This is a genomic window from Muribaculum gordoncarteri (genome assembly GCF_004803695.1).
GTDB classification, from domain to species: Bacteria; Bacteroidota; Bacteroidia; order Bacteroidales; family Muribaculaceae; genus Muribaculum; species Muribaculum gordoncarteri.
The window spans coordinates 2504660-2517748 of sequence record NZ_CP039393.1; the positions used below are offsets into that span (position 1 = coordinate 2504660).

7 protein-coding genes are annotated in these 13089 nt (G+C 53.0%); 2 read left to right on the forward strand and 5 right to left on the reverse strand.

What is annotated here, in order from left to right:
- Positions 1-274: 274 nt before the first annotated feature.
- Positions 275-706: a hypothetical protein gene (locus tag E7746_RS11090; protein WP_136410828.1), complete on the forward strand. Its 432-nt coding sequence runs from the start codon at positions 275-277 to the stop codon at positions 704-706.
- Positions 707-810: 104 nt separating this feature from the next.
- On the opposite strand, the gene E7746_RS11095 is transcribed toward E7746_RS11090, so the two are convergent.
- The 5 genes from E7746_RS11095 to E7746_RS11115 all read right to left on the reverse strand — a co-directional run bounded on the left by E7746_RS11095 (position 811) and on the right by E7746_RS11115 (position 9337).
- Positions 811-1962: a fimbrillin family protein gene (locus E7746_RS11095; protein ID WP_168184371.1), complete on the reverse strand. Its 1152-nt coding sequence runs from the start codon at positions 1960-1962 to the stop codon at positions 811-813.
- Positions 1963-1973: 11 nt separating this feature from the next.
- Positions 1974-3605 carry a C10 family peptidase gene (locus tag E7746_RS11100; protein ID WP_136410830.1) on the reverse strand — a complete coding sequence of 544 codons (1632 nt, stop codon included), beginning with the start codon at positions 3603-3605 and terminating at the stop codon, positions 1974-1976.
- 243 nt (positions 3606-3848) lie between these two features.
- Positions 3849-4742 (reverse strand): Calx-beta domain-containing protein, encoded by an 894-nt coding sequence (locus E7746_RS11105; protein WP_135946727.1) that lies wholly within the window; start codon positions 4740-4742, stop codon positions 3849-3851.
- A 39-nt stretch (positions 4743-4781) separates the two neighbouring features.
- Positions 4782-6302, reverse strand: a complete 1521-nt coding sequence (locus E7746_RS11110; RefSeq protein WP_136410831.1) for a RagB/SusD family nutrient uptake outer membrane protein — start codon at positions 6300-6302, stop codon at positions 4782-4784.
- Between the two features lie 20 nt (positions 6303-6322).
- Complete coding sequence (locus E7746_RS11115) at positions 6323-9337, reverse strand: SusC/RagA family TonB-linked outer membrane protein (protein ID WP_136410832.1); 3015 nt, start codon at positions 9335-9337, stop codon at positions 6323-6325.
- Positions 9338-9878: 541 nt separating this feature from the next.
- On the opposite strand from E7746_RS11115, the gene E7746_RS11120 reads away from it, so the two are divergent.
- Positions 9879-13088, forward strand: a complete 3210-nt coding sequence (locus E7746_RS11120; protein WP_136410833.1) for a SusC/RagA family TonB-linked outer membrane protein — start codon at positions 9879-9881, stop codon at positions 13086-13088.
- Position 13089 lies beyond the last annotated feature (1 nt).

A 13089-nucleotide genomic window follows, 5' to 3' on the forward strand; every position in this document is an offset into this window, starting at 1 on the left:
TGAAAGGTGTTATTGAAATTATCTTTTTCAACTCAAATCTCGCAAATTTGACTGTTCCACAAAGATGATTGACAATGGCACCTGCATCGCGTGCCTATTATTCCTGTCATGAAACATGGCGGGAACAATATACGCATCCGGTGTGGGGCCGTTGTCTTATCGGTGGAACAAGGCCATGCGAGAGCCTGAGGTGACGATAGGACAATGAAATTCCTCACACCTTTTTTGTATACTTGCGGGCCTCGACCGAGGATGAGGGGCCTCTCGCATCGCGATGATTATAAATCGTCTGAAATCATTAGTAGAGCATCTGAAACCGTCGACGGGCATAGTGACCGCGTGCCGGTTTACAGTAAACAGCGTAAGCGTCGACACGGGCAGTCCCATGCCGCCCGACGACTATTACGCGCTTATCGAAATACACCGCACGGCATCGGGGGCACTGTTTCTGATGAGCCCCGACGACAACGGCAATCTGTCGCCTCTCGGAAGGCTCGTAGAGATAAACCGCTCGCGGTCAGATGACGAGATATCGATTACCGCCCGGTGTGTGGCCGGAGGCACAAGCGCGGCCCTGCTGATAAAGCTGTCGACATCGAGCGACAAGGCCAAAATAATCATGTCGATAATAGGAAACGAATGTCTGATACTGAATTGCCGCTACTCGCAGCTCGACAGACGCGCCATGGGAATAGAGCGTCATTGAATGTCGGCCGACATGGCATAAGAGCCGGCTCATAAAAAAGACTCCGCGCCCGTCGAGTGTGACAAGGGGCGCGGAGTCCTTTATTTCAATGGTGACAGATTACATCAATAACCCGAGATGTCGATTGACTCGATACCTTCGAGATTGTTCAGTTCAAAGCCTGTCGAATTCCATGTTTCAACTACAATATCCTTGGTGTCGGGAGTAGCGAGATCGAGCGAACCGCCTATTGCGTAGCTTGCACCCGCACCCGATGCCGGAAGAATAGTGCCAAACACGTTGTCGCCCGTGAAATATGGGAACGTGAATGTGCTGCCGGTGAATCCGAATTTCAATATTCCGTAACCCTCCATCGCCTCCATTGCGTCATCGGCCACGTTAAGCGACACGATTTCGGTCATGGACGGGATGAACACGAGTCCGGTGTTGGTGAGCACAAGGTGGAACACATACTGGAATCCGGTACGCATCTCCACTTCGGGGAAGTCGATGACATAGCTCTTGCCGTCGATCACGGCAGTGAGAGTGGCGGGCTTGCCCTTGGTCGAGAATGGAATCACCCACACGCGGGGCAAATCGGAGTTCCATCCGCCGGCCGCAACAGTCTTGCTAACGCCCACATTCAGGGGATCCTTGCCTTCGACCGTGATTTTTCCGGTGCTTACATTCATCTTACCCGAGGTGTAGACCTCCTCGCCCGAGATGCCGAGCGAAGTCAGCGTGCCGGCACCGGTGTAGCCCTGCGACGCAATGTTGAAGGCGGCGAGAGCGAGCGCATGCTTCATGTTGAGCTTCACGTTGTGGGTGGTGAACGATGCGGGGACATACTCGCCCGAGTAGAGCAGGTCGACCTGCTCGGTGATGTTGACGGGAATCGCCGCAGGGTCGGTATAGGCGGCATTGAACGGAGCCACGGCGTAGAGGAATGCATTCTGACCCTTCTTGATGCGAATCTCGGGGGCTATCGTCCAGCCCGAGCCACCCATGGTGGCCTTCACGTTCTCAACCATGTTGGGCGCATCGAGGCGTCCGTAGGTCTTGGGGTATATGTTCATCTCGGCACCCGATGTAAACTCGGTGGTGACATTGGCGCGGGTGATGACCTCGGTAGTGATGCCCACGGCAACGGTCTGGTCGTCGTCGGGAGTGCCGGTGTTGCCCGTGTCGGGCGAGTCGCCGCCTTTGTCGCTACAAGCTGTCATTAGGGCGACCACAAGGAGAGCGGTGCATCCGTTGATAAGATTGTATAGTTTCATAATCGGGTGTTTCATTTGGTGATTTTAATAGTCTTGACTTCAGTGCTGCAGCGAAGCTCGAGCACATTAACTCCATCGGCAAGCTGCGAGCGGTTGAACTGCAGCTGCGGCAGCGGGTCGAGAGCGCCCGATGCGATTACGGTGCCGGTGGGTGACTTGAGCGTGTAGCTCACGTTGTGCTTTGTCTTCAGGAGGAATTCGCCTGTCGTGCGGTTAAATGACATCGATGTTGCCTCGGCGATGCTGCGCCACGGCTGAACCTCGATAGAGAATCCCTGAGTGAGCGATTCGCCCGATGCATTGTCGGTGACCGTTATGTCGACAGCGATCACGCCGTCGGCCGAGCATGAGAGAGTGCGCGTGGTCTTCAACATTCCGTTCTCGATTACGAAGGGAGCCTCGGCATAGCTGTCGGTGCCGGCGTTATATAGTCCGCGAAGCTCAAATGTCATGCCCGATGTGGGGGCCTCGCCGTTGACCGTGACGGTGGCCACGGTAGATCCGGCGGGAAGTCCCTCCTCGATCACCGTACCGCTCAGCCCGATGCTGCGCAGCAGACGGTCGGGAGCGCCGATGCCTATCACAATCACGTGATAGTCGTCGAAGTAGTAGGGAGAGTCACGCAGGTTGTCAAGACGGAAGTAACCGTCGCCGTTGCCGCCCCATCCCCAGTTGACATGATAGCCCGAATTGCCGTCATAGCCGTCGACATTGAAGCTGTGACCTGCACTGAGCTTGGTGTCGACAGCATTGTATATCACGGCGCGGCCGGCGTTAAGCTCGTTGAGCACGAGGCGTTCCCAATCGCCCTGATAAGCGTCCTTCCACACATAGGCCACTTCGTCGCCGTAGCCGAAGTTGTCGCGGAGGGCGTTGGTTATACGATTGACCTCGTTGGAGGGGATGCCCGAGCCGTCGGGGCCGTAGCCCATTCTCACGCTCATGCCGGCATGCCACATCAGGCGGGCAGCCTCATCATAGGTGTTGGCACCCGAAAGAATGTCGTCCCAATTGTAGGCGCGCTCCTCGTCAAAGTTGATGCTGAGCTGTCCGTAGCCTACCGGAGTGTACTTCACCGAGCCTGTGGGACGCGAAGGATAGGCCTGCACGCTCATGGCCTGTGACATGGCAACGGCCACACAGCCCACGATAGCCTTGTTGTCACCCTCGCCGGGACAATATTTGTTGAAAGGCGCGGGCTGGTTCCACTTCACCTTGATAAGAGGCTCTACGGCAGATCCCGATGCACGTGACAAGACCTTGCCAACCGACTCCCACTGACGGATGCGCGGCGACAACTCCTCGTCTACGCCAAGCTTGACGAGCTTCTTGTAGGAATCGAGCATATAGGCCATATTGTCGGGAATCGCCGACATGGACAACGCACCCGTGGCCGAATATCCGATTACAGGGTCGACCTTGTCGTCGGCCGACACCATCACCCATCCTTGGGGAGCAAGATTGACGACATAAAAAGCATCGTCCACCGCCTGCACCTGCTTAACCGTGCGGCTCTTTCCTGTCACGCCCTTGATTTGTGCCACGGCGGCGGCCTCGGCACGCTGTCGGTCGACCGGACCGGCCCACACGCTCACAACGGTGGCGGCCGTCAACAAGAGAATTGATAGTATTCGCTTTGTCATGAATTGAAATTTACTTATATCAGATTTTTTAAGTGATTGTCAGATTGGTTGTTATCCGAGATTAAAACATAAGTTACGTTGAAACGCGATGACATGACAGTCGGTGCGTATCACAAAGATAGCATTTTATTTATAAACAAACGGGGTCCCCGGCATAATTTCACGATGATTACATACAAAAAAAGAAAGGCGTGCAATGACTCGCACGCCTTTCCCTAATATTCAAATTGGGTATGAGATAATTTATCGTGTCATGTTGACAAGATTCAGCGATTTCCATCCTCCCATGAAGTCACCGGTAGCCTCGTCAAACACTGCGAGGTAGAGCACGGGTGAATCCTGGAATGTAATCTCAGTGAACATGTCGTTCCACTCGGCGCGTAATGTTCCGTCGGTAACCACATATCCGTTCTCAACCGTAGCTGCAAGCACTGTGCCGGTAAAGCTTCCGAAGTCTACACCGTCGGCAACAAGTGTTCCGAGGGGCACTTCGAGATAACCTACATTGGTGGCCTTGTCAAAGAAGTAGCTTACTTCGAGCTGAGCCCAGCTATAACCCATTATACCGGTTATGTATAGGGTTTCGTTGTAACCGGCCTCAGTTTCTTCATAACCTACCACATTAACATCCCACTTGTCGGGAGCACCCTTTGAAACGAAGTTGAGAGCCCACTTGCCCATCAGCTTTTCATAGAACTCAGAGTCATTGTCGCGGATTGTAACGGTGGTAGAGCGCTCGTTACCGATCTTTGCGCCCTTTGCGTCAACGATTGTCACGATAAACTCGCGGTTCTCGTTGATTTCACCGTCATCAACGGTCTTGATTTCAACATTGCCCACCTTGTCTTCGCTGGCAATGTTGATAGTCTTTGATGTTACGATATAGTGAACATCGTCCATGGCGGGATTGCCTGTAGCCTCCTGAACCTCGACAGTAACCTGTACATATCCGTTGGCTTCACCCGAAACGACTACGGGAACATTGAAGTAGCCCTTGTTTTCCTTCAATGTGATTGAAGGCTGAGCCATGTCAACGGTCACGTTGCCGTCGGAGTTGAAATTGAATTCGTCGTCATCGGAGCAGGCAGTCATGGTCAGGACAGCTAACCCGATTGCTAATATTTTGCTTAATTTCATGACTAATAATAATGTTTTAGAATGTTACAATTACATTGATTAGTAACCGGGATTCTGCTGACCCTTCAACTGAGGATTAACCTGGATTTCATCAGAAGGAATGGGCCAAGTGTAACGGTGGTCGTCGGCTGGGTACTGAACCGAAAGTCCGGCAGTTACAAGTATAGGATCAAGACCCCAGGCAGCGGGATAGTCGTAGCTGCGCTTGAATCCCTGCTTCCAGCGACGGAGGTCGGTGATACGGAATCCTTCGCCGATAAGCTCCTTGGTGCGCTCGTCGCGAACCTGCTGAATAAGAGCCTGGCCTGAGTAGTTGGCATCCTCCCAATCGATTATACGGTTGGCACGGAGAGTGTTGAGGGCTGCATTGGCCTTGTCGGGCTGATTGTTCATGGCAGCGGCCTCGGCAAGGATGAGGTACTGCTCGCTCAAGCGGAAGGGCTTGGGCATGTTCATGATGTTGTTGGCAGTCGAAGTCTTAAGCGCGGGGTTGCCGGGGAACTTGTTGAAGTTGTAGCAAGGATATTCGGCACCGTCGACGGTAAGGCCACGAATGTTGAAGAATGCGTCGAAGCGAACATCACCGTCCTCATACATGGCAAGAGCCTCGAAGCCGGGGATATAATCGGCACGGTCGTCATAGATTGAAATCCAGGCGCTACCGGTAGAATTCAAGTTGGGCTGCTCGGAGCTTGATGCGAAGGGACGGAAGATGATTTCCGAGCTTTCGTCATTGACCCACATGTCAATATAGTTATCGGTATTGGCAAGAGTGTAGACCTTGGAGTTGATAACCGACTCAGCCTTGCTGATAGCGGTGGCGTAGTCACCGATCATGAGGGCGAAGCGTGCCTGCATTGCCATTACGGTGTAAGAGCAGATGTAGGGCGACATGGGAGCAACGTGCTTCTTGTCGGAAGCCTCGTAGGTCTGCATTGCAGTGAGAGCGAGGTTAAGCTCGTCGTTGATAAGCTTTACCGACTCGTTCATTGTGCTGCGGCCGGGGTACTTGCTACGGTCGGCAGTAGGATTGTACTCAAGTGTGATGGGCACACCGAGAGCGGGAGTGTCGCCCTTGTCGGCAGAATATACCTGGCAGAAGCGATCGAAAAGTGCGATGTAGTAGAATGCACGGGTGAAGTGAGCCTCACCGATGTAACGCTCAATGTCAAGACGGTCGTCGGCATCCTCGGTATTCTCCAGAAGGGGCTCGGCCTTTGACAGGAAGTAGTTGACCGATGCTATGCGGCTGTAGCAGGTGCTCCACAATGAAAGCACATCGCCGTCGCCGGCAAGCAGATTTCCGTTGGCGATTGTTCCGTTACGGTTACCGTTGATGGTGATGCCGTTGAACATATCGGCCTGAAGCTCAGGCTTGGTGATATAAGAGCCCGAGGTCATCGAACGGAATCCGCTGTAGAATCCGTTGCGATAGCGTTGTGCGTCGTTTGCGCTTTGGATGGCGTTGTCGTCATCAAGTGCTCCGTAAGGTGCCTCGTCCATGTTACATGATGAGAGCAAGCCCACAGCGAACAATGCGTATAAAAGATATTTTTTCATATTACGATTTCAATAATAGATTAGAAACTAACTTCAATACCAAACTCGTACTGACGGGTATTGGGATAGTAGAATGCCACAAGGTTGCTTTCGGGCTCGGGGTCGTAACCGGTGAACGAAGTGAAGGTCAACAGGTTGCGGCCGGTGAAGTGAAGATTTACGCCTGACAGACAAGCTTTATTCACCCATGCCTTGGGAAGTGAGTACTGAAGAGTGAGGTTCTTCAGACGAACGAATGAAGCGTCCTCAAGCCAGCGGTCGTCAAACTGGAGAGCCTGACCGGGAGCAGGGATGTCGGTGATGTCACCGGGCTTGGTCCACACGTTAAGCATCTCAACGCGCTGGTTGTAGGATGTAGCAAAGTTATTGTTGGTGATGAAGTAGAGATCGTTGTTGATCATGTACTTCTTGGCTGCCCAGGTGAAGTCCATGCGGAGTGAAAGACCCTTCCAGCGCAAGTCGGTTCCGAAACCGCCCGACCAGGGTGAATACTGCGACTTGTCAAGAATCTGTGAATCGCGGGTTTCGTTAAACACCTTGGTGAGGTTGCCGTCCTTGGTGTACCACATCTGCTGACCGTCGCGGGGGTCAACACCTGCGTACTTCACGCAATAGAACGAACCTGCATCGTGACCGACCTTATAGATAACGTTGGCGTTGAGGAACGGAAGTTCATCAAGACCGTCGTAGAGGTCGGTGATCTCATTCTTGTTGTAGTTGAAGTTGGCGCGAACATTCCATGTCCAGTCACGGGTATTGATGATGTTGGCCTTTACATCAACATCGACACCACGGTTGCGCATACCGCCTACGTTACCCCAGCCACCGTCGAAACCGGTAGTGTAGCTGTAAGGAATCTCAAGAAGCATGTCGCAAGTCTGCTTGTTGTAGAAGTCGACATCGACATCAAGGATGTTGAAGAGGCCGAAGTTCAAGCCGAGGTCAAATGACTTCACGGTTTCCCAGGTGAGGTCGCTGTTGGCGGCCTGTGAGATGCCGAGTGAGCCTTGTCCGTTATATACGTTTCCGGCACCGATGAGGCCGTAGTACATATAGTTGTCGATTGAAGAGTTACCTGTAGTACCGTAGCTGATGCGGAACTTAAGGTCGTCGAGCCATGTGTAGGGCTGGAGGAACTTCTCTGACTTGATGTTCCACATACCGCCTACCGAGAAGAAGTTGGCCCAACGGTGACCGGGAGCAAACTTCGAGCTACCGTCGCGACGATAAGTGAAGTCAAAGAAATACTTGCTGTCGTAGTCGTAGCTGAGCTGAGCGAATATAGAGTTCATCACAGTGCGAACGAGGCTTTCGCTCAAGTCGCTGATGGCGACGCTTGTACCCTGAGTGAGGAGCATCTGACGACGGTCGCTCTGACCTTCCGAGAATACTCCGAAGCCTTCGCTCTGAGAGATGATCGACTCTTCACCGACGAGAGCTCTTACATTGTGAACATCGGCGATGTTGAAGTTATACTCGGCAGTGTTGGTGTAGGTAAACGAGTAGTAGCGTGAGAATGACTGCTGGTTGTAACCGGTTACAAGCTCGCCGGCAGTACCACCGTTGGCATATACATCGCCCATCGGGGTGTAGAGGGTTTCGTTCGGGAAACCGAGGTTCTTCAGTCGGGTGTCGTAAGCGTCGACAGCCTGCTGAGCGCGGAGGGTAAGACCCTTTATGGGAGTGAACGCCTCATAGAGAGCGGCGTTGATAGTAAGACGATTGCGAAGCACGCTACGGCCGCTACGGATGTAGTCGGGAGTAGGCATACCGGAATAGTGTAGATATTCGGCACGGTCGCCCCACATTATATTACCATTGTCGTCGAATGTATAATAATAAGGAGAATCGTAAGGGAGAGCCTTGCGGGCAAACACCATCGGGTTGGTAGGATAGAGACCGTCGCCCGAGTAGGATGCACCTGACTCGTTGTTGGTTTCATACTTGGTATAACCGAGGTTGGTCTGCAAGCCTACGCGGAACCAGTCGGTAACCTTTGAGTCAACGCTTACGCGCATAGTTTCACGACGCATGCCCGACTGAGCGATGATACCTTCCTGATTCAGGTGGTTGAGCGATATATAATAAGATGTACGCTCGGTACCGCCGGTAACAGCTCCTTCAAGTGAATAGGTGGGAGCGCTGCCGTCGAATATCTCATCACGCCAGTTGGTGGAGATGCCATGCTTGTTTACGAGATCCTTGATGCCTTGAGAAACAGGCTGACCGATTTTGTCGCGATACTCGATGTACTGGTCAGAGTTCATCATGTCGACCTTGTCGGGAGTAAGCTGCGACCAACCATACTTTGCACGGATGGTAACGCGGGCCTGCTGTCCGTATTTACCTTTCTTTGAGGTGATAACGATAACACCGTTGGCAGCACGTGAACCGTAGATGGCTACCGATGCGGCATCCTTCAACACGGTGATGCTCTCGATGTCGTTAGGGTTAAGGGTCGTGAACACTGTCTGGGTAACGGGGGCACCGTCGAGGATAAACAACGGAGTGGTGCCTGCGTTAAGAGAGTTCAAACCACGAAGACGAATCTGGTTGTCAACCGAAGAGGGGTCACCCGATGACGAGAAAATCGAAAGACCGGCCACCTGACCCTGAAGGGCGTCTACGAAAGTAGGAGTGGTAAGGTTCTCGAAATTCTGCTCACCGATAACAGCCACTGAACCGACGATCGAACCGAGCTTCTTGCCCGAACCGTAACCGGTCACCACTACTTCGTCGAGGCGAGTGTCCGAGGTTTCAAGACGAATGGTCATGTTGTCCTGTACGGGCACGGTCACCGGCTTCATTCCTATATAGGAAACCGTCAGCTGACTTACTTTGTTGGATACTGTCAGGTGGAATTTTCCGTCAAGGTCGGTAGCCGTTCCGCTGCCGCCTCCCACCGGGACTACCGTCGCGCCCACGAGAGGCTCGCCGTCAGCCGCCGACACGACTGTTCCGCGTATGCTGCGGCTTTGCGCCGAAACCGATACGACGGTCAGGAGTGCAAAAAGTAAAAGAATGAACTTCTTCATACTACAATTTTTAATTAGACATATAAAGTTTTTAAATGTTGTATAGAACTGAGCTTAATGTTAAGCCTTATTTGCACTTACACGTAGTATCTCTTGCCGAGAGATACTAAAACACCTTACAAAGTTAGTACAAAAAGCTGTAATATAAACAATTTGTAGCATTTTTTTTCTTTGTTTTAACATTTTGGCACCGTTGAAAACGCACTCATTTGCACATTTCACCACCGATATGCTCCTAATAATCACATATTTATACGTATCTAAAATTATTCATGTTCAAAAATCCATTTTGTCATTTTAAATAAAATAAGCTAACAGGAAAATTTCACATTTTATGGCTCAAATAGCACTATTTTAACACAATTGATGTTGCAAAAGCGGGAAGTAACGCAGTGGGAATCGTTTGATTAGACGCGCACAGAATCACCGATTAGTATCTCTCGGCAAAAGATACTATCCAAATGTGCAAATAAGGCTTAACAACTAAGCTCAGTTCTATACAACATTTAAAAACTTTATATGTCTAATTAAAAATTGTAGTATGAAGAAGTTCATTCTTTTACTTTTTGCACTCCTGACCGTGACGGCCGTGTCGGCACAGACACGCACCGTGACGGGAACAGTCGTGTATGCCGGCGACGGCGAGCCGCTTCCCGGCGCGACCATCCTCCCCGTAGGTGGCGGCCTCGGAACTGCTACCGACATCGAAGGCGAATTTTCATTGAAAGTGTCGTCAAGCGTCACTAAACTCCTGGTATCCTACGTGGGAATGCTCACGCAGGAGGTGCCCATCACCGACGGGCACATGACCATCCGTCTTACCAACTCGGAGAACAAGCTTGACGAAGTCATGGTAGTAGCTTACGGCACAGCCAAGAAATCGGCCTACACCGGTGCGGCATCAGTGGTAAGCGCAGCCGACATCGAGGATCGCCTCGTGTCCAACATCACCAACGCCCTCAGCGGTACGGTGGCCGGTGTGCAGACACTCAACAGCAACGGCCAGCCCGGTACATCGTCGACCGTGCGCATACGCGGTGTGGGCTCAATCAACGCATCCATGGCTCCCCTCTACGTGCTTGACGGAATGCCCTACGACGGCGACATCGCAGGACTCAATCCCGCCGACATCGAGTCGATGACAGTGCTCAAGGACGCGGCCGCAGCCGCCCTCTACGGAGCGCGCGGTGCCAACGGTGTAATCCTCATCACCACAAAGCGAGGCAAGGAAGGCAACGCCAAGGTGACATTTGACGCCCGCTGGGGTTCCAACTCACGCCAAGTGTCAAACTACGATGTCATCACAAGCCCCGAGCAATTCATGGAGCTCACCTATGCAGCTCAGCGTAACGCAGCCATATACCACCTCGGCTACAGCGCTGCCGACGCACATGTCTACGCCAACCGCAAGCTTCTCGACACTTCCGAGAACGGCCCCATAGGTTATCTGCTCTACACAATCCCCGACGGACAGTCGCTCATCAACCCCGACGGAACATTCAACCCCAACGCCACACGAGGCTACAGCGACGGCACCTACTATTACACCCCCGACGACTGGAGCAAGGCCACATTCCGCAACGGACTCCGCCAGGAGTACAACGTGAGCGTGTCGGGAGGCAATGACCGATTCAACTATTACGTGTCGGCCGCCTACCTCAACGACGAGGGTATCATCGACAACTCGGCATTCGACCGTCTGTCGACACGTGCAAGCGTCGAGTATCAGGCCAAGAAGTGGCTGAAGATCGGCACCAACATCTCCTACTCGTTCAGCAAGTCAAAGTATCCCGACCTGCAGACCGAAAGCGGTTCATCGGGCAACGCCTTCCAGGTGGCCAACTACATTGCTCCCGTCTACCCCATCTTCGTGCGCAACGCCGACGGCTCGCTGATGATGAACACTACCTACAACCGCCCCGTATATGACTACGGCGACGGACAGAGCACCAACTTCACCCGCGCCTACATGTCGATGGCCAACCCCGCGTCGTCGCTTCTCTACGACACCGAGGAGTATCTCACCGACCTGTTCAACGGAAAGTGGTTTGTACAGCTTACCCCCATCGAAGGACTGTCGATTACCGGCAACGTGGGATTGACAATCGACAACACCCGCACCCACATCATATCCAATCCCCTCTACGGACAGTCGGCCTCCTACAAAGGCCAAGCTCTTCAGGTGGCCGAGCGCATCAAGGGACTCAACCTGCAGGCACTCGCCAACTACCGCAAGACATTCTTCGACAAGCACACCTTTGACTTCCTCCTCGGTTACGAAAGCTACGAGTGGAACAACGAGTACACCCAGGCCATCGGCAACAACCTCTACAACCCCGGCAGCTGGGCGGTAAACAACACCCTTAACGACGACCGACGCAAGGGCTACGGCTCCTACGGTGCCTACTCTACCCGCGGTTACTTCGGCCGCATCAACTACGACTTCGACAGCAAGTACTTCGCAAGCTTCAGCTACCGTCGCGACGGTTCGTCACGCTTCCATCCCAAGAACCGCTGGGGTAACTTCTACTCCGTGTCGGCAGCCTGGGACATTGCCCACGAATCATTCATGATGTCGACAAGCGAGTGGCTCGACCAGTTGAAGCTGCGCGCGTCATTCGGTCAGCAGGGTAACGACGGAATCGGCAACAACTACGCCTATCTCGACCAGTTCACCATTTCAGGTGCCACCGAGTGGAGCGACGGACTTCTGAGCTACAAGGGAAATCCCGACCTCACATGGGAAACATCCAACGCATTCAACGTAGGCGTCGACTTCAGCCTGTGGAAGGGAATGCTCAGCGGTAGCGCTGAATTCTTCAACCGCCAGACGAGCGACATGCTCTACAACAAACCCGTGGCTCCGTCACTCGGTTACTCATCGATACCGATGAACATCGGCTCGATGCGCAACAGCGGTTTTGAAATAGAGCTAAACTACCGTCCCGTAACCACACGCAACATCACATGGGACATCAACTACAATGCTACATTTGTCAACAACAAGATCCTGAAACTCGCTCCCGAACTTGAAGGAGAACTCATCTCGGGCTCAAGCATCTACCGCGAAGGCGAGTCGATGTATCAGCTCTACATGGTCAAGTATGCAGGCGTGGATCCCGCAACAGGACGCGCACTCTACTGGGGCAAGGACGCTGAAGGCAACGAGTTCCCCACCACCGACTGGTCGGTAGCCTACAACGGCGACACCGCTTCGGGAGCCCAGGCCAACCGCTGCGCCACCGGCAACCTTCTTCCCGTAGTCTACGGAGGTTTCGGAACTACGCTGAAAGTCTACGGCTTCGACCTCGCCATAGCATGCTCCTACCAGCTCGGAGGCAAGATATTCGATTCGGGCTATCAGGAAATGATGGGTACCGGCACATCGGGCGAATACGGACGGACATTCCACAAGGACATCCTCAACGCATGGACACCCGAGAATCCCTACACCGACGTTCCCCGTCTTGACGCCGAGGAAGCCTACCCCTTCTTCAACTACACGACAACCCGCGGTCTTATAACATCCAACTACCTTGCCATCAACAACATCACGTTGGGTTACACGCTGCCCTCTTCCGTCACCAAGCGCATAGGCATCGAAAGCATACGCGTATACGGAGCAGCCGACAACCTCGCTCTTTGGAGCGCACGCAAGGGTCTTGACCCGCGCCAGAGCTACACATCATCGACAACATCAACTTACACCGCAATGCGTTGCATATCGGGTGGCGTGAAAGTCGTGTTCTGAT

Coding starts and splice junctions, on each gene's coding strand:
- E7746_RS11100 (WP_136410830.1), bottom strand. CDS start 3,605: ATGACAAAGCGAATACTATCAATTCTCTTGTTGACGGCCGCCACCGTT.
- E7746_RS11095 (WP_168184371.1), bottom strand. CDS start 1,962: ATGAAACTATACAATCTTATCAACGGATGCACCGCTCTCCTTGTGGTC.
- E7746_RS11120 (WP_136410833.1), top strand. CDS start 9,879: ATGAAGAAGTTCATTCTTTTACTTTTTGCACTCCTGACCGTGACGGCC.
- E7746_RS11105 (WP_135946727.1), bottom strand. CDS start 4,742: ATGAAATTAAGCAAAATATTAGCAATCGGGTTAGCTGTCCTGACCATG.
- E7746_RS11090 (WP_136410828.1), top strand. CDS start 275: ATGATTATAAATCGTCTGAAATCATTAGTAGAGCATCTGAAACCGTCG.
- E7746_RS11115 (WP_136410832.1), bottom strand. CDS start 9,337: ATGAAGAAGTTCATTCTTTTACTTTTTGCACTCCTGACCGTCGTATCG.
- E7746_RS11110 (WP_136410831.1), bottom strand. CDS start 6,302: ATGAAAAAATATCTTTTATACGCATTGTTCGCTGTGGGCTTGCTCTCA.